14 protein-coding genes and 1 tRNA gene are annotated in these 16769 nt (G+C 68.8%); 7 read left to right on the top strand and 8 right to left on the bottom strand.

Annotated features, from left to right (window positions below):
- The first annotated feature begins 15 nt into the window (after positions 1-15).
- A complete protein-coding gene (locus tag NTY77_04620; protein MCX5794759.1) occupies positions 16-1614 on the top strand; it encodes a hypothetical protein in 1599 nt (532 codons plus the stop codon).
- Between the two features lie 7 nt (positions 1615-1621).
- On the opposite strand, the gene NTY77_04625 is transcribed toward NTY77_04620, so the two are convergent.
- On the bottom strand, positions 1622-2968 hold the full coding sequence (locus tag NTY77_04625; GenBank protein ID MCX5794760.1) for an aminopeptidase P family protein: 1347 nt from the start codon (positions 2966-2968) through the stop codon (positions 1622-1624).
- Between the two features lie 222 nt (positions 2969-3190).
- Between NTY77_04625 and NTY77_04630 the strand changes: the two genes are divergently transcribed.
- Genes NTY77_04630 through rsgA form a run of 4 tightly spaced genes read left to right on the top strand, consistent with a single transcriptional unit; the run spans position 3191 to position 7813 of the window.
- Positions 3191-5029, top strand: coding sequence for a mechanosensitive ion channel (locus NTY77_04630; protein ID MCX5794761.1), 1839 nt, complete (start codon positions 3191-3193; stop codon positions 5027-5029).
- Positions 5026-6870, top strand: coding sequence for a translational GTPase TypA (gene typA / locus NTY77_04635; protein ID MCX5794762.1), 1845 nt, complete (start codon positions 5026-5028; stop codon positions 6868-6870). The genes NTY77_04630 and typA overlap by 4 nt, the downstream gene beginning before the upstream one ends.
- 8 nt (positions 6871-6878) lie before the next feature.
- On the top strand, positions 6879-7037 hold the full coding sequence (locus tag NTY77_04640) for a hypothetical protein (protein ID MCX5794763.1): 159 nt from the start codon (positions 6879-6881) through the stop codon (positions 7035-7037).
- Positions 7034-7813 carry a ribosome small subunit-dependent GTPase A gene (rsgA, locus tag NTY77_04645; protein ID MCX5794764.1) on the top strand — a complete coding sequence of 260 codons (780 nt, stop codon included), beginning with the start codon at positions 7034-7036 and terminating at the stop codon, positions 7811-7813. The genes NTY77_04640 and rsgA overlap by 4 nt, the downstream gene beginning before the upstream one ends.
- A 16-nt stretch (positions 7814-7829) precedes the next feature.
- On the opposite strand, the gene NTY77_04650 is transcribed toward rsgA, so the two are convergent.
- A complete protein-coding gene (locus NTY77_04650) occupies positions 7830-8246 on the bottom strand; it encodes an RNA-binding protein (protein ID MCX5794765.1) in 417 nt (138 codons plus the stop codon).
- A 119-nt stretch (positions 8247-8365) separates the two neighbouring features.
- Between NTY77_04650 and NTY77_04655 the strand changes: the two genes are divergently transcribed.
- Complete coding sequence (locus NTY77_04655) at positions 8366-9316, top strand: phosphate acyltransferase (GenBank protein ID MCX5794766.1); 951 nt, start codon at positions 8366-8368, stop codon at positions 9314-9316.
- Positions 9300-9779 (top strand): PaaI family thioesterase, encoded by a 480-nt coding sequence (locus NTY77_04660; protein MCX5794767.1) that lies wholly within the window; start codon positions 9300-9302, stop codon positions 9777-9779. The genes NTY77_04655 and NTY77_04660 overlap by 17 nt, the downstream gene beginning before the upstream one ends.
- A 7-nt stretch (positions 9780-9786) precedes the next feature.
- Here the strand turns inward: NTY77_04660 and pap are convergent, their stop codons facing one another.
- From pap to NTY77_04690, 6 genes are all read right to left on the bottom strand, one after another.
- Positions 9787-11259, bottom strand: a complete 1473-nt coding sequence (pap, locus tag NTY77_04665) for a polyphosphate:AMP phosphotransferase (GenBank protein ID MCX5794768.1) — start codon at positions 11257-11259, stop codon at positions 9787-9789.
- A 67-nt stretch (positions 11260-11326) separates the two neighbouring features.
- Positions 11327-13234: a hypothetical protein gene (locus NTY77_04670; GenBank protein MCX5794769.1), complete on the bottom strand. Its 1908-nt coding sequence runs from the start codon at positions 13232-13234 to the stop codon at positions 11327-11329.
- Positions 13235-13279: 45 nt separating this feature from the next.
- Complete coding sequence (locus NTY77_04675; GenBank protein MCX5794770.1) at positions 13280-14440, bottom strand: PorV/PorQ family protein; 1161 nt, start codon at positions 14438-14440, stop codon at positions 13280-13282.
- Positions 14437-15396, bottom strand: coding sequence for a HEAT repeat domain-containing protein (locus tag NTY77_04680; protein ID MCX5794771.1), 960 nt, complete (start codon positions 15394-15396; stop codon positions 14437-14439). Before NTY77_04680 ends, NTY77_04675 begins: the two co-directional genes overlap by 4 nt.
- A gap of 92 nt (positions 15397-15488) precedes the next feature.
- Positions 15489-15560, bottom strand: a tRNA-Arg gene (locus tag NTY77_04685).
- 26 nt (positions 15561-15586) lie between these two features.
- Complete coding sequence (locus NTY77_04690; protein MCX5794772.1) at positions 15587-16642, bottom strand: site-specific integrase; 1056 nt, start codon at positions 16640-16642, stop codon at positions 15587-15589.
- Between the last annotated feature and the right edge of the window lie 127 nt (positions 16643-16769).

A 16769-nucleotide genomic window follows, 5' to 3' on the forward strand; every position in this document is an offset into this window, starting at 1 on the left:
GAACCCGATAGCGACATGATTTCCCGTTGCCCCAGTTGCGGCATCCAAGTCGACGACGAGGCCCAGCAGTGCCCCAAGTGCTATTGGGACTTCGCGAAGTTCAAGCGCGTCCCGCCGCCGGGCGCCGCGCCCGCCAAGGAAGAGGCGCCACCCCCCCGCGCCGCCAACGATTTCACGCCTGAGCCTGAGTTGCCCGCGTCCGCGTTCGCTCCTGCGCCGGCGCCGCTGCCGCCGCCGGTTCAATTGCCCCCCATCGGCAATTTCGGCGCTCAGACGCAGGGCCCGTCATTGCCGGCCGCGCCGCAGCCCCAGGCTCCCGCCCAGGCTCGGCCCGATGAATCGGGCGGTCTGTCCCTCCCGCAACTGGGCAGGATCGGCGAGCCCGCGCCGCGGGCGCAGGGGCCGTCCGGGATACCCATGCTGCCGGCCGTGCCCCCGTCTAGGACTCCCGGCGATCCTCCTTTCGCGCCGGGCCGCCCGATCGGCGCCTCCGCATCGCCGCCGCCGCTGCTGCCGGTGAGCGACTACCAGGCCCCCTCGAAGGCGGCGGCCGCCGCGCCGCCCCCGGGACCGAAAGCGGCACCCAAGCCCATCCTTCCTCCCGCGGAGAAGAAGGCCCCCGGGCCGTCGCAGGGGCTCCCTCAGGTCCCCCGGGCGCGGCCCGCCAAGCCCGAGCCGCCCCCGCTGACGGCCGTGCAGTCAGGCGGCGGCTGGGGCAGCGCCTCCCCGCCCCGGCCGTCGGCCGCTAAGCCTGGAGAGAGATCGTCGACGACGGTGCAGCCCAAGCCCGGCCGCGGGCGCTCTCCGCTGCTCAACCGCGTGACCGCCGGCGTGGTCATCCTCGGCGTGTTCTTCGTCATCGTCATGCAGATCGTCATGCGACCCGACGTGAAGGTGGGCCGCAGCAGCAGCAGCATGCCGACCTTCGCCAAGGACTCGCGGCCCCAGCCGCTGCAGTTGCCGCCCGCGAAGGAGGCCGGCGAGCCTGCCGCTGCCGCGCCGCTTCCCAGCGTCGCCCCATCGAGCACCTCCGCCGCGGCGGCCCCGGTCGAGCCCGTCCGGACGACCTCGGCTCCGGCCGTGGCGCCGGCGGTTCCGGCCGCTCCCGCGGCGGCGCCCAAGCCGCCTGCGCCGGCCGCCCCCGCCAAGGCCGCGCCGCCCGCGGCCAAGCCGCGCGCGCACAAGCGCGCTCCCAGGCCGGAGCCGGACGAGGATGAGGGCCCCCGGTGGACCTTTGAGGGCTCCGTCTACGACCTCATTTCCCTGCGGCCGGTCCACGCGGCGATCTTGGCCTTCAAGGACTCCTCAGGGAAGGTCTTCGGCCAGACCACCACCGACGAGTACGGGGACTACAGAGTCTCCTTGGAGCCGTTGTCCGAGGCGGCTTATGTCATGTCTGCCAAGCACGCCGACTACCAGGAGAAATACATCGACGAGATCAAGCCGCCCTTCAAAGAGGTCTCCCTGGAGGAGCGGCGCCAGCTCGTGAGCATGTCGGCGCGGGCCCGGCCCTGGGTGGGGAAGACAGGGCTGACGGTCCGTCGGGATTTCGTGATGATCCCAAAAGACCTGGGCAAGGGCGGTCCGGAAGCCCCTGCTGTGCCGGGCCAGTAGAAAAGGCCTAGCGGCGGCAGGCCTCTTCTACGTCGCGGATATCCTTGGGGACGTCCGTCAGATTGCGCGCCGGGCCGCTCGGCATGATGAGGATGTCGTCCTCGATGCGCACGCCCCCGAAATCCAGGAAGCGCTCGGCGCGGCTGAAGTCCACCGAGGCCTTCTGTTTGCGGCGGTTCTCCGGATCGCGCAGCAGCGCGCCGATGAAGTAGAGCCCGGGCTCGACCGTGACCACGAAGCCGGGCTCGAGCTTGGCCACGAAGCGCAGCAGGAACTTGAAGGGGTTGCGCAGCTTGCGCCGGCGTCCGCCGGCCGCGTCGTGGACGTCGAGCCCCATCATGTGCGAGAGCCCGTGGGGGTAGAAGAGCCGCACGGCCCCGTTCTCCACCAGACCGTCGGTCTCGCCCCGCAGGATGCGCAAGGACTTGAGGCCTTCGGCTATGACCCGCATGGAATGCCGGTGCAGGTCGGCGGAGGGCAGTCCGGGCCGGGCCATGGCGATGCATTCCTTCTGGGCCTGCAGCACGATGGAGTACACATCCTTCTGCCGGCCGGTGAAGCGTCCGCTCACCGGGAAGGTGCGCGTGATGTCGGCCGCGTAGCCCCGGCATTCCGCGCCTGCGTCGAGCAGCAGGAGGTCACCGGCCCGCATGCGGGAGTCGTTGCGGTGGTAATGCAGGACCGCGGCGTTGGTCCCGGAAGCGGCGATGGTGGGGAAGGCCAGCAGGGGCAGCCCAGCCTTGCGGCATTCGGCCTCGAAGAGGGCCTGGGCCTCGTACTCGAACTGGCCCGGGCGCGCGCCGCGCATCACCGCGCGGTGCGCGCGGGCGGTCGCCGCGCTGGCGCGCTCGATGAGCGCGACCTCCCCGGGCGTCTTGCAGGCGCGCAGTTCGCAGAGGGCCTCGGTGAGCTGCGCGGGACGGGCCTTCAGGCCGCTCAGGCTCTTGCGGTGGAGCTTCAAGGCGCCTTTGTCAGCGTAGACGGCGCGATAGCCCCGCCGCGTGCGGCGCAGCTCTTTGGGCAAAGTGTCGGCATAGGCGACGCTCTCCACTCCGTAGAGGCGCTTGGCCTCGGCAGGTCCGGGCACGTGGCCGAGCCAGACGCGGTGCTCGTTGTCGATGCGCGGCATGAAGAGGGTCTGCCGCCGGCGGCGGGGATCGATGAGCAAAGAGCAACCCGGCTCGTCCACGCCGCAGAGATAGAGGAAATCGGATTTCTGGCGGAACTCATAGTCCGTGTCCGCGTTGCGCGCCACCATCTCGCCGCCGGAGAGCAGGATCAAGCCGTCGTCGAGCTTGGCGGAGACGGCGCGGCGGTGTTCACGGCAGGGAGAGCCCGGCAGGGTCTGTTTCATGGGCCGATTATATCATTAAGGATGCGGAGAAAATCCGCGCGGTTGCGCCTCCTCCCGTCCATTTGCTACCATGTCTTCGGAAGCCACCGCCCCTCAACACGAACGGCAACAAGAGGTGGCTTTCATTTTTTTCCCAGTCCCAAAAGCCCTAGGTCCAAAAACGGCATCCCCTCTAGGCCCTTGGGCCAACAAGACGCCGACATACGCGAGTATAATCTCTCCATGACCAAGACTTGGCGCGCACCTCTGGCCGCAAGCCTCGCCGCCCTCCTGGCGGCCCCAGGCCCGGTCTTCGCGGGCCAAGTCGCCGCCGTGCTCCCGCATGCGGCCGCGCCGGTCCCGGCCGGCGGCACGTTCGGCGTGGCCGGCCTGCGCGCCCAGGCCGGCCTTTCGCATGGGCTGGAGCTGGGCGCCCTCTCCGGAAGCTTGAGGGGGACGTCCTTGCTGGTCTCTCCCACCCCGCTAGTGGTCCAGACGGCTGCCCTCGTAGTCCCCACCGCCTTGGTCCCGGTTGCCGTCTCGCCGGTAGTCGAGGCTCCTCAGACGACCGCGCCGCAGACCGCTGCGGCCCCCCACGCCACGGCGCAGCTCGAAGCGGCCCGGTCTGTGCTGGATAAAGGAACTGTCGGCGAGGGCAGGACCCAGGACCCGGCCGACACCAAGGGCGTCTGGGACGCCTTCTGGTCACGCAGCCGCTTCTCAGCCGCGCCCTCTGACGGAGCCCTGACGCCGGGAGCGGACTCGAAGCCCGTCCCGCTGGCCGCAGCCCAGCCCGCTCCGGCGTCGAAAGCCGTGGTGCCCGGCCCGGCTCAGGAAGGCTCCCAGACCCGCGGCTGGCTGCGCAAGCTCGCCGCCCCGTTGTCTTTGGCCGCGCTCTGGGGCGCGGCGCGCTTCACCTTGCCCTCGCGGCTGCCCGGCTTCTGGGCGAAGGCCGCGCCCTACATGAGCGGCGCGGGCATCCTGCTGGCCGCCTACGCGGTCAACGGGCTGGCTCAGCGCGGGGTCGGGTCCTTGGCCAAGCGTCTGGACTGGAAGCCCGGAACCGTGACGGCGGCGCGCCTGGGCACCAGCGTGGCGGTTTATGCGGTAGGCGGGGCCGTGGCCCTGCACGCGGCCGGGGTCTCCACCGCGGCGCTGCTGGCCACCTTCGGCATCGGCGGCGTGGCCATGAGCATGGCGGCCAAGGATTTCATCGGCAACTTCCTGGAAGGCGTGAAGATGCTGGCCAACCATCCCTTCGTCGTCGGAGACCGCGTCAAGATCGGCGCCCAGGAGTACACGGTCAAGGACATGGACCTGCGCTACCTCTCGCTGGCCCGGCCTGACGGCGGCGTCACGCTGATGACCTACGCCCAGCTCGCGGAGAAGACCGTGACCATCTTCCGGGAGTACGCCCAGCGCGGCCAGCCGGGAGCCTCGAGCCTGGGCTCGCTCTGGACTTCGATGGGGCGCCTGGCCCGCGGCGTGCCGCGCCCCAGTCTGCTGAAGGCCTCCCTTTGGACCGCGCTGGGCCTGGGCCTGGCCGTGGCCCTGCCCCTGCTCCCTGCCTTGCTGCCCGTGCAGGCCCTGACCGCCTGGGCTTGGCTGCCCTACGCCAAGGGTGCGGCCGCCATGGTCGCGGCGCACTTCCTGGAGAGGGGCGCGGTGGGCTTCATCCGCCGCGCGGCCGAGGACCAGGGCTGGCAGCCGCAGAGCGCGGTGATCCTCAAGCTCGCGGTCCAGACAGGGATCTATCTGGTGGGCGGAACCGTGGCCTTGCGCTTTTTCGGCATGACTTGGTCGGCCCTGCTCAAGAGCCTGGGCGCGACCTCCATCGCGGTGGGCTGGGCCTCCGCGGACCTCATCGGCAACCTCATCCAGGGCTTCTGGATCCTGGCCACACACCCCTTCGCCATCGGCGACCAGATCGAAGTGGGCGCAGTGTCGGGCACGGTCGCGGATATGAACCTGAGCTACGTCGTCCTCGAGCATGCGGACATGAGTCATACCTTGGTTCCTTACGCGGTCCTCAAGGCCTCCCCCTTCACCGTCCTCTCCAAGGCGCCGGACCCCGCCCAGTGAGCTCCCCCAAGACCCGCAGGAATGACCTGCGCAACATCGCGATCATCGCGCACGTGGACCACGGCAAGACCACGCTGGTCGACGCCCTGCTCAAGCAGACCGGGGGCTTCAAGGTAAAAGCCGACGCGGCCCAGGAGCAGGTGCTCGACTCCAACGAGCTCGAGCGCGAGCGCGGCATCACCATCCTGGCCAAGAACACCTCGGTGGTGTACGGGGACGTGACCATCAACATCGTGGACACCCCCGGCCACGCGGATTTCGGCTCCGAGGTGGAGCGCATCCTCAAGATGGTCGACGGGGCCCTCCTACTGGTCGACGCGGTCGAGGGGCCCATGCCGCAGACGCGCTTCGTGCTGCGCAAGGCCCTGGCCTTGGGCCTGCACCCGATCGTGGTCATCAATAAAATGGACCGCGAGCACGCCAAGCCCAACGAGGCTTTGGACCGGGTCTTCAGCCTGTTCATCGACCTGGGCGCCACGGACCCGCAGATGGACTTCCCGGTGGTCTACGCCTCGGGACGCGAGGGCTGGGCCAGCCTCACCACCACGCCCGGCAGGGACGTGACTCCTCTGCTGGACACCATCCTCAAGGCCGTCCCCGCGCCCGCCGTGGACCCGGACCGGCCCCTGCAGATGCTGGTGACCATGCTGGACTACAACAACTACGTGGGCCGCATCGGCATCGGCCGGGTGGTCAACGGCCGGATCGTCAAGGGCACGCCGGTGGGCCTCATCAAGCCGACCGGAGAGTCGTTCACCGGCAAGGTGGCCCGCCTGGAGCGCTTCTACGGGCTGGAACGGCGCGAGGTGGACTTCGCCAGCGCGGGCGACGTGGTGGCCGTGGCGGGCCTGCCTGAGATCCACGTGGGCGACACGGTGACCTCGGCCGAGCATCCCGAGGCTCTGCCGCCGCTGGAGATCGACGAGCCGACCCTGTCCATGGAGATCATGGTCAACAACAGCCCGTTCGCGGGCCGCGAGGGCAAGTTCGTGACCGGGCGGCACCTGCGCGACCGGCTGCTGCGCGAGAAGGAGATCAACGTGGGCCTGCGCGTGGAGGCCCTGGAGGGCGAGGGGCATTTCAAGATCTCCGGCCGGGGCGAGTTGCACCTCTCCATCCTCATCGAGACCATGCGCCGCGAGGGCTACGAGCTGGCCGTGGCCAGGCCCGAGGTGATCTTCAAGGACTCCCCCCAGGGCCTGCTGGAGCCGATGGAATACCTGGTCGTCGACATCCCGAGCGACTATCAGGGCACGGTCATCGAGTCCATGGGCCGGCGCAACGCCAAGATGGTGAACATGGCTCCGGAAGGCACGACCCGCACCCGCCTGGAGTACGAGATCGCGTCCCGGGCCTTGATGGGCTTCAAGTCGGAGCTGATGACCACCACCCGGGGCATGGGCCTGATGCACCACGCCTTCCATGGCTACGGCCCCAAGGGGCCGGACCCGGGGCTGCGCTCGCAGGGGGTCTTCGTGGCCAAGGAGACGGGCCGCACCACGGGCTACGCCCTGGCCAGCCTGCAGGAGCACGCCCAGATGTTCCTGGGCCCGGGCGTGGACGTCTACGAGGGGATGGTGGTGGGCCTGGCGGACACGGACAACGATTTCGTGGTCAACCCGTGCAAGGCCAAGGCCATGAGCAACATGCGCTCCAAGGCCAGCGACGAGGCCATAGACCTGACCCCTCCGCGCATCATGACCCTGGAGCAGTCGCTGGAGTTCATCGACGATACGGAGCTGGTGGAAGCCACGCCGCAGAGCATCCGGCTGCGCAAGAAGATCATGAACGCCAGCTTCCGCAAGCGCGACGACAAGCGGCGCGAGGGAGCGGCGGACTAGCCGCGGCCATGCCGACGTCCGAGATGTCTTTCTCGTCCCAGGACTCCGACGAGGAGTGGGTCGATGGCCTCAAGGTCCCGGTCCGGCGCAAATACGCCAAGCGAATCGTGCGGGGCCGCGCCGTGGAGACGGCGCCGCGCCGCGCCGGCTCTGCGGCTACCGGATGAGCGCGCTGGCCTTCGGCGGGAACACGCGCGAGCGCTCGCCGGTCTGCGTGGGAGATCGGGTCCGGGTCGCCGGCGACGTCATCGTGGGGCGCTGCGTGCGGCGCAACCGGCTCATCCGCTCGGCGCCCAATTCGCGCGACCCTCTGCTGCACGTGATCGCGGCGAACATCGACTGCCTGGTGGTGGTGGCGGCGGCGCGCGAGCCGGACTTCTCGGCCGGGATCGTGGACCGGTTCCTGGTGGCGGCCTCGTCGCAGGGCATCGCTCCGGTGCTCTGCGTCAATAAGCTGGACCTGATCAAGCCCGGGGCCAAGAAGGCCTGGTCGCACTATCCGGCGGCGGGCGTGGCCCTGGTGGAGTGCAGCGCGCGCAGCGGGGCGGGGGCGCAGGAACTAGCCGCGCTCCTGCGCGGCAAGACCGCGGCCTTCTGCGGGCATTCGGGGGTGGGCAAGACCTCGCTCCTGCGGCGGCTGCTGGGCGACGAGGGTTTCGGCCGGGTCGGCGAGCTTTCCGGGACCTCGAACATGGGCCGCCACACCACGAGCGGGGCCGTGCTGCTGCCCGCCGCCGACGGCTCGGTCTGGATAGACACCCCCGGCATCATGAACTTCGCTTTGGTGGACGTCGACCGGGCCGGCTTGCTCCAGCATTTCCCGGAGCTCGCCAAAGCCGCGGCAGGTTGTCCCGAGGGCTGTCTCCACGACGCGGAGCCGGGGTGCGCGTTGGCCGGCTTGCCGCGTTTGCGCAGCTACCGGCAGATCCTGGGCTCGCTGTAAGGATGCGGCTGCGCCGTCAGTCGCCGCCTTTGCCGCCGCCGCCTCTGCGGTCGTGGCCTTTCTGATGCATCCCGCCGCCGAACCCGCCTTTCTTATCGGAGGAGCCGCCGTAGCCTCCGCCGCGGCCGCCATAGCCGCTTGCGCCGCCGCCGTCGAATCCGCGGAACCCTCTCTGGGGCTTCTCCGGCATGGGCTTGGCTTCGTTGACGACGATCTGTTTGTCTCCGACGGTGGAGTTGTGGAACTTCTTGATGGCTTCCTGGGCTTCCTCGTGCGTGGACATCTCCACGAAGCCGAAGCCGCGTGATTGGCCGGTCCTTTTCTCCTTCATGACTTCGGCGCTGGCGACGGTGCCGCAGGCCGCGAACAGCGCGTTGAGCTGGACGTCGGTGAATCCGGTCGGCAGGCTTCCGACGTAGAGTTTTTTTCCCATTCTTCCCCCCTGCGGCGAGTCTTGGTCATATTATGCCACATACGGCGAGGCGCGGGGCGGCTGGTCTTGCGGAAAATGTATCATTAGGAGCCGAGCCCGAAGCTCTCGGGAGGATTGATATGAAATTCAACAACTTCGACGAACTGGTCCGGCTGGTCAAGGGCAGGCCCAACCGCATCGTCTCCCCCGGCGCCGGCACCCCGGAGGTCATCGAAGCCATCAAAATCGCCGACGACTACGGCCTCATCTCCGGCGGCGTCCTCATCGGCGACACCGCCCGGATCAAGGCCTTGGCCGCCGAGGCCCGGCTCGACCTGAACAGGTTCGAGCTCTGCGACTGCCCGGACCAAGCCCAGATGTGCAAGGCCGCCGTCGGCTTCATCAGGGAGGGCAAGGGAGACATCCTGGTCAAAGGCCACGTCGACTCGGCCCTCTACGTCAAGGCCATCATGAGCAAGGAAGCCAGGCTCATGCTGCCCGGAACCACCCTCTCCCACTTCGCCCTCTTCGAGACCGCCCGCTACCACAAGCTCTTCGGCATCGCCGACTCCGCCGTCCTCATCGCTCCCAACCTCGAGCGCAAGCGCAAGATCATCCAGAACTCCGTCGACATCATGCGCGCCTGCGGCGTGGAAAAGCCCAAGGTCGCCGTCATCTGCCCCGTGGAGAAGGTCAATCCCGCCCTGCCCAGCACCGTGGACGCCGCGGAACTGGCCAAGATGAGCCAGGACGGCCGCATCCGGAACGCCGTGGTGGAAGGGCCCTACGACCTCTACATCGCCCTTTCCCGCAAGCTCGCCGACCAGAAGGGCGTCCAGGGCGGCCAGGTCCCGGGCGAGGCGGACATCCTGCTCCTGCCCAACCTGGAGTCGTGCAACCCTCTCTACAAGGCCCTCAACTTCTTCGCCGAAGGCGTCAAACAAGGCGGCTTCGTGGCCGGGGCCGCCGTGCCGGTGCTGCTGCCCTCGCGCACCGACCCGCCTTCCACCAAAGCGCTCTCCATCGCGCTGGCCTCATTCTTGAAGGATCAGAAGAAAGCCGAAGGAGCTGACCATGAGCAACCCCGATAGCGGCGGACCCAGCCTGCAGGAACGCTACGCCCCCAACGGCACCTGCTTCGGCTGCGGCCCCGCCAACCCCGACGGCCTGCGCATCCAGAGCCGCCTCAGCGGCGACGCCGTGGTGGCCGAATGGCGCGCCAAGCCCGAGCACGAAGCCTTCCCGGGCTTTCTCAACGGCGGCATAGCCGGAGCCCTGCTCGACTGCCACTCCAACTGGGCCGCCACCCACCACCTCATGGTCTCGGGAAAGCTCGACGCCCCGCCCTGCACCGTCACGGCCGAGTACCACGTCCGGTTCAAGCGGCCCATCCCCACGAGCGGGCCCATCATCCTCTCGGCTCGGGTGGTCGAGGCCGCAACGGACCGCGCCACCACCGAGGCCACCCTCGAAGCCGGCGGCCAAATCTGCGCCACCTGCCGCGGCGCATTCGTGGCGGTCAAGCCCGGACACCCGGCCTATCACCGGTGGTGATGCCGGTCTAGAGCTCGCTTTCCAGGGCGTCGGCCACGGCCTGCAGGATCTTGATCCGGGCCCAGCGCTTATCGTTGGCCTCGACCAGCACCCACGGCGCGTGCTCCGTGCTGGTGCGCTCGATCATCTCGCAGGCCGCCGCCTCGTAAGCGTCCCACTTGGCCCGGTTGCGCCAGTCCTCCTCCGTGATCTTGTACTGCTTATAAGGAGTCACCTGCCGGTCCTTGAAGCGCTTGAGCTGCTCGTCGGCGGTCAGCGCCAGCCAGAACTTGCGCACGATGATCCCGGATTCCGCCATCTGCTCCTCGAAGGCGTTGATCTCCGCGAAGGCCCGCCGCCACTCCTGCGGCAGGGCGAAGCCCTCCACGCGCTCCACCAGCACCCGCCCGTACCAGCTCCGGTCGTAGAGCGTCACCCGCCCCACCCGCGGCAGGTCGCGCCAGAAGCGCCACAGATACGGCCGCGCCCTCTCCTCGTCGGAGGGCGCCGCCACCGAGTCCACTCGGAAGAGCCGCGCGTCCATGGCCTGGGTCAGCCTGCGGATCGCCCCCCCCTTGCCCGCCGCGTCCGCCCCCTCGAAGGCCAAGGTCAAGGAGCGCCCCTTCTTGCGCAGGCAGCGCGTGAGCGTCCCGATGCGGTTCTGCAGCCGTTCCAGCTTCTTGTCGAAAGCGGCCGGGTCGAGCTTCAGGTTCAGGTCCAGCTTGCGGATCACGCTGTTGGCCTTGGGCTTGGGATGGTCCGGCTTATGCTCCGGCTTGACCGCGCTGCGCGACTCCTCCAGGCGGCGCTCCAGAGCTTCGAGCACGAGACGCCCCGCCGTCAGGTTGCGGTAGCGCCGGTCCGTCGCCTCCACGATGTGCCAGGGAGCCTCCCCGGTCGAGGTCTTCATCAAAGAGTGCTCGCAGACCTCCCGGAACCTGTCGTAGCGCTTGTGGAACCTCCAGTCCTGCTTGGTCACCCGCCAGCGCGCGTCCGGGTCCGCCTCCAGCTTCTCGAAGCGCCGGCGCTGCTCGGACTTGGAGATGTGGAACCAGAGCTTGACCAGCAGCACCCCTTCGGCCACCAGCATGCGCTCGAACTCCATGACCTGGTCGAGGCGCTGGTCCAGTTCGGCCTGCCCCGTCTCCTTCATGACCCGGCTCACGATCGGCCCGGAGTACCAGGAGCTCAGCAGGACGGCGGCCTTGCGCTTGGGCGGCAGGATGCGCCAGAAGCGCCAGAAGAACGGCCGCTCGCGCTCCTCGTCGGTCGGGTCGCCCCAGGCGTGCACCGCCAGCCCGCGCGCGTCGAGCCATTCCAGGAGCTGGTTGGTGAACTCCGTCTTGCCCGCGCCTTCCACCCCCCCGATGAGCAGGACCAAGGAGAAATCTGATCCGGCCAGGGCCCGCTGGGCCTCCAGAAGGGCGGTGCGCAGCTTGGGCTCCTGGCGCTTGTAGTCCGCCTTCTCCAGGCGATTGCCGACTTCCGCAGTCTCGAACATTGGGATGCCTCCGATTAAGCTATGTTAAGAAAGCCGGACCCGGAAAGCAAGCTCTGCCTGGTCCGCATCATTCCAGCGCATCGCGAAGTTCGGCGAAGAGCCCGCTGGGAAGCTCCAGCATGGGCAGCGCGTAGAGGTCGCGCAGGTTCGGGACGCACCGCGCGTCGTCGAGCGGCCAGGAGACCGTCACCGAGCCCTGCCGGGCCTTTTTGGTCCCGCGCAGCTCCAGGACGCGGCGGTCCTCGGACACCTCCGCCTCCACCCCCCGCACCGCCGCCACGCGGCCCGCGCACTGCCGGCCAGAGCCGGGCAGGCCCTCCAAGGCAGGAAGGAAGAGCGTGCGGGGCCCGGCCCCCCGGGGCAGGCGTATGGGGAACTGCAAGGTCCCGGTCGCGGCAGGCAGCCTCCGGCGCAGGCCCGACATGAGGGACTCGTTGTCCCAGCAGCGCCTGCCGAAGCCGCCGTTGGGCACGCCGAAGCCCCGCGCCGGCAGGACTTCGCTGCCGGCGACCTCGGAGAACTCGTCGAGCCTCACGTAGGCGGGCAGGCGGAAGAGGAAGAAGTCGCGGCCCCGGCCCGCGACCCGCACCGGCCGCAGAGGGGCCAGAGCGGGCGAAAACGGCCGGCCCGGCTGCACCGCGATGAGCACGGGCCGTTCGCTCCGCGCCGGGGCCGCGCCCAGCACCGGGACATCGCGCAGGCACGGCGCGAAGAGCCACATGCCGTAGAGCAGGTCCACGTAGGCTCTCTGCCCGCCGGAGAGATAGCGGAACGCCGCGTTGCAGTCGTAGCCCTCCTCCGAGAGAGCGCGCGTCAAAGACTCCACCTCTCCCAGGTGCAGGGCGGCGTCGTTGCCTCCGGGCGAGCCGCGCGTGGCGGCGGCCAGAGACAGGAAAGCCGCCAGAGCGGGGGCCGCCCAGGGCATGCGGCCCAGGGGCTCCTGCAGGGCCCGGGCGCCCAGGACGCAGAGCAGGGGCAGTACCGGAGTGTAGTAGACCCATGACGTGTCGTGGCTGAAGAGCACGGGGAACAGCCCCAGAAGATAGGAGCCCGCGGCCCAGGCCAAAAAGCCGTCGCAAGGCTCCCGGTCGCGCCGGCGCCTGAGCAGCCAGACCAGAGCCATGAGGGCCGCGGCCACCAAGGCGAATCGCCCCGCGACCTCCGGCTGGAAGAGGCTGGGCGGCGGCTGCATGCGCATGCCCATGCGCGGGCCCAGCCCGAGGAAGGACAAGACGATGCCTAGGTTGATGCGCAGGGATCCGGCCGAGAAGATCTGCCAGCCGGCCGCCATCACCAAAGCCAGGCCGAGCAGGCCCAGACCGGCGCGAACTCGACTTCCGGGCCGCGCGCGCAATAGGAGGAACAGGGCCATGCCCGGCACGAAGAGCAAGGCCTCGGTGTGGGCCTGGCTCGCCAAAGAGAGGACGAAGGCCGCGCTCACGGCGGCAGCGGTGCGGCGCCGGCCGGAGGCCAGGAAAGCCGTCCCGGCGCACCAGACGAAGAGGCCCATGAGCGGCGCCACGAGCCCCGGGCTCCAGACCGGGTCAGCCATGAACCGGTCGAAGGCTAGCAGCCAGTACGCGGCCAGGGCCGCCAGGGCGACACCGCGGCCGGCGAGCCGCGCGCTGATCCGAAAGAGCAGCCAGGAGCTCAGGGCATAGAGGAGCGCGACCAGGCGCGGCAGCAGGCGCAGCGGCAGCCCGAGGCTCATCCACCAGGACAGGCAGCGCTGCCAGATGAAGCCGTGGAATAGGAGGTAGGACGAGGGGGGACCGAGGCCCGAGCAGCCTGAAGACGCGGCGCAGTCGCGCGCCGAAATGAGCTCGCGCATCGTGTCGGGGAGCACCGCCACGTCGTCGGGCGCCAGGCGCAGGGCCAGGAAAGCGGCGAAGGCCAAGACGGCCGCGGACAGGGCGTAGTCCGCGAGCCGACTGCGGAGGGGGCGGCTCGGCTGCGCGGGCGTCAAGGCCGCCATGGTGTCCGGGATTGTATTACATGGCGGCAGGGCTGTCCAGGACGGTCAGTAGATCCAGCCCGGCACGCCTTGCGGCCGCTCGCGCGGGGCCGGCCGCGTAGCCGGCAGTTCGATGGTGGGATAGGTCTCCTCGTTGATCCGGAGCTGCTCCTGCAGGGGCGAGGTGTCCTGGGCGGGCTGGCGCTGGCGGGCGCGGGCCGTGGGCGTGACGCCGCCGAAGCGGTAGGAGAAGGTGAAGCGCTGGGTGTCGCTCAGCGCGCCGCCCATGCCCCAGGCGTAGTCGAACACGACGCGGCCGCGCCAGCGCAGGCCGAAGCCCATGGTCAGGCCCAAAGAGTCGCGCAGGAACTGGTAGCCCATGCGCACGCCGAAGGACTTCTGCCAGAAATACTCCAGGCCGATGTCGGCCAGAGGCTGCTTCTCGTAGAGGCGGTATTCGCCGTCCGCGGCCGCGATGAAGTTGTGCACGGAGGGCACGCCGAACTGGTAGGCCAGTCCGCAGCGGGCGGTCAGGGGCAGGGGGTCGCCTTCGCTGACGAACTTCATCTTGGTGCCCATGTTGAGCATGGAGAGCCCGGCGCTCAGGCCCGCCTCGGGCGAGTGGGCGAGATAGCCGACGTCGGCCGCCACGGCCTGGGCGGAGTAGCCGCCCGCCAGGGCGGAGTGGATGTACTTGCCCGAGACGCCCATGAAGTGATTGACGCCGTAGCTGGCCTCCCCGACATCGATGGGAGTGCTGCCGACCCGCTCCGAATAGCCGAGCGTGCCCACGAAGTCGTTGCCCGCGCTCAGGCGCTGGGTGGCGCCCGCCGGGGAGCCGTCGGACTTGAGCTGGTTGTACTCGATGGTCCCGTCCTGGGCGAAGAGCAGGTTGGCTCCCACGCTGGTGTAGCCGTTGCCCGAGAACCCGGTGAAGGGCGTGGGGCCGGCATAGGCGATGTTCTCCACGGTCTGGTCGAAAGCCGAATCCGACTGGCCCGAGACCATGGAGAAGGCGGCCTCATGGGCGTTGAGTCGACTCATGCCCGCGGGGTTGTAGTAGAGGGCGGAGACGTCGGTGCCCACGGCCGTGAAGGCGCCGCCCATGCCCATGGCGCGCGCGCTCATGGGCAACTGCAGGATGGCGGCGCCGGTCGTCCCGGGGTTGTCGCTCGCGAGAGCCGGGGCGGATAGGCCCAGAGCCGCGGCCAGGAGGGCGGCTCTCATCGCCCCCTCCGCTGCAGGCGCTTGGCCAGCATCGCGGCGGCGGCCACCCGCACCTTCAAGGAGGCGTCTTCGGCCATGGCCCGGGCCAGGAGCTTCAGGGCGGGCTCGCCCGGCGCGGCCGCGGCCGCTTTCAGGGCCAGCAGGCGCTCCTCAGCGCCGCCCTCGCGCAGACGCCGCTCGGCCAGTCCGAGGTCCACGGACTGCCCGCTCGCGGCCAGCCCGGCGGCGGCCAAGGCGCGCACGCGCGGGTCTGGGTCATGGAGGCGTTCGGTGAAGAGTTTGGCCAGGTCCTCATCGGCGGAGGCGGCCAGGGCCGCGACGGCCTCGGCGCGCACCGCGGCGTCGTCGTCGCCGGCGGCGGCGACCAGGGCCTCGCGCACGGAGGCGAGGTTGGTCTGGCCGAGGGCCTTGACCGCCGCGGCCCGGACCACGGCGTCCTTGTCTCGGGCGGCCTCGAGGGATCGCCGCAGGAAACCCGCGGCCGCGGGGTGCTGGGCCAGGTCGAGGCGGCAGAGGGCCACGGCCGTGGCGTCGCGGACCTCAGCCGAGGCGTCTGCGAGTGTCCGCTCCATGAGGGAGGCCGCCTCTTCGGTGGCCATATCCGAAAGCCGGATTATGGCCTGGCCGCGGGAGGCTGGCGCGGCCGAGCTGAGCACGATATCCATGAGCAGCCTGCTCCCCCCCTCGTCGCCGAGCCGGAAGAGGCTGTAGCCGGCCTCCAAGCGCACGTTCACGTCGGGGTCGCGTCCGGCCTTCTTGAGCAGCTCCAGGGTCTTGGGTGTGGATTCCCCGATATCGCCCAGAGCCGCGGCCACGGCGCTGCGGACTTCCGGGTCGGAATCGGCGGAGCGGTCGGCCAGAAAAGCGCGGGCTTGGCGGTCGAGCGCGGCCGCCGAGGCGGAGGCCGCGGCGTGCGCGCCGGTCACGACGACTGCGAGTGCAGCCAGGACAACCATGCACAGGCAGGATACCCTTAGACGTTTACGGAAATATTTCAAGGGTTTTTCCGGGAAACGGACGCCTCCCCTGTCGGGGAGGCGCGAAAAAGTGGGCCCGCCAGGAATCGAACCCGGATCCCGTGGTTCGAAGCCACGTGCTCTATCCGTTGAACTACGGGCCCTAAGACGTTGATTTTACAACAATAACTCAGGAAACGGGGGTATGGCTTGAAACGGGGTGGTGCCCTAGGTGGTGCCCTTCCAGCATCGGCGTCTGCGGTTTGACGGGTATGGCGGACTCGAAAGCGGCCATTTCGGAGGCTAGGTGCCCGGAGCCCAAATGGGCATAGCGTTGCGTCATGGTGGGCGTGGAGTGGCCTAGGAGCTTTTGCAGCGCGGGCAGGTTGTGGGTCTGCATAACGAAGTGAGAGGCGAAGGTGTGGCGCAAATCATGAAACCGAAAGCCGAAGATTCCCGCCCGCTCTAGTGCCTTCTTGAAATAGCGTTGTAGCATAATGAGGGGCAGGTTGAACACGGAGCCGGCGGGCTGCGGCCCCATGCTCATCAAAACGTCGTGGAGCTTGGTCGGTATGGGAATCTCCCGGGGCTTGCCGGATTTGGTCTTGAGCAGGTAGATCGTGCCCTGTTCCAGGTTCACGTTCTCCCAGGTAAGGCCCAGTATTTCCCCCCGCCTCATTCCCGTCAGCAAGGCGCAGAGCAACACGGGATACAGCCTGGGATGCGCGGCGGCTTGAAGCCGCTCCATTTCCTCATGGGACAGGTAGCGGAGCCTGTGGGGCGATTCCCGGCCCTTCTCGACCCGCGAGCAGGGGTTGTCTCCGTGGAAGTCCTCCCAATCGTGGGCCTTGTTGAACATGGACCGCAAGAGGCCAAGGTATCGGTTGGCCGTGGCCTTCGTGTGGACGCCGGCGATTTCGTTGTAGTAGCGCTGCACGTCCGCCGTGGTGATGGCTCCGACCTTCTTGCCCGCGAAACGGGCCTTGATTCTTTGGAACATCCATTTCCAGGTGGGCGACAGCAGGAATCGGCCGTGAAGCTCCCAATACCTGTCCGCGACTTGCGCGAAGGGCCGGACGTTGGCGACCCGCCCCGGGAAGTGGCGCTGCTCGGCGACTTCGGTCAGCCGCTTCGCCAGAATCTCTTTGGCGAGCGCGTAGCTGGTCGAGCCGGTGGGCTCCCGACGGCGCTGGCCGTTGACTCGGTAGCCGATCCACCACTTGCCGCGTTTTTTGAATATCGCCATGTTGGACTTGCCTTATAACAGTAGTAACACGTTATGATATAGATTAACAGGTCTATACCGTTATGTCAATACTTGCCTTGCTCTCTTCATAACAGTAAAATACCGGCACCATGAGGCAGAGCAAATT

Source organism: Elusimicrobiota bacterium, assembly GCA_026388095.1.
GTDB lineage: Bacteria > Elusimicrobiota > Elusimicrobia > UBA1565 > UBA9628 > UBA9628.

Coding starts and splice junctions, on each gene's coding strand:
- NTY77_04670 (MCX5794769.1), bottom strand. CDS start 13,234: ATGGCGGCCTTGACGCCCGCGCAGCCGAGCCGCCCCCTCCGCAGTCGG.
- NTY77_04655 (MCX5794766.1), top strand. CDS start 8,366: ATGAAATTCAACAACTTCGACGAACTGGTCCGGCTGGTCAAGGGCAGG.
- NTY77_04620 (MCX5794759.1), top strand. CDS start 16: ATGATTTCCCGTTGCCCCAGTTGCGGCATCCAAGTCGACGACGAGGCC.
- pap (MCX5794768.1), bottom strand. CDS start 11,259: ATGTTCGAGACTGCGGAAGTCGGCAATCGCCTGGAGAAGGCGGACTAC.
- NTY77_04640 (MCX5794763.1), top strand. CDS start 6,879: ATGCCGACGTCCGAGATGTCTTTCTCGTCCCAGGACTCCGACGAGGAG.
- NTY77_04650 (MCX5794765.1), bottom strand. CDS start 8,246: ATGGGAAAAAAACTCTACGTCGGAAGCCTGCCGACCGGATTCACCGAC.
- NTY77_04630 (MCX5794761.1), top strand. CDS start 3,191: ATGACCAAGACTTGGCGCGCACCTCTGGCCGCAAGCCTCGCCGCCCTC.
- NTY77_04690 (MCX5794772.1), bottom strand. CDS start 16,642: ATGGCGATATTCAAAAAACGCGGCAAGTGGTGGATCGGCTACCGAGTC.
- NTY77_04625 (MCX5794760.1), bottom strand. CDS start 2,968: ATGAAACAGACCCTGCCGGGCTCTCCCTGCCGTGAACACCGCCGCGCC.
- NTY77_04660 (MCX5794767.1), top strand. CDS start 9,300: ATGAGCAACCCCGATAGCGGCGGACCCAGCCTGCAGGAACGCTACGCC.
- NTY77_04680 (MCX5794771.1), bottom strand. CDS start 15,396: ATGGTTGTCCTGGCTGCACTCGCAGTCGTCGTGACCGGCGCGCACGCC.
- NTY77_04675 (MCX5794770.1), bottom strand. CDS start 14,440: ATGAGAGCCGCCCTCCTGGCCGCGGCTCTGGGCCTATCCGCCCCGGCT.
- rsgA (MCX5794764.1), top strand. CDS start 7,034: ATGAGCGCGCTGGCCTTCGGCGGGAACACGCGCGAGCGCTCGCCGGTC.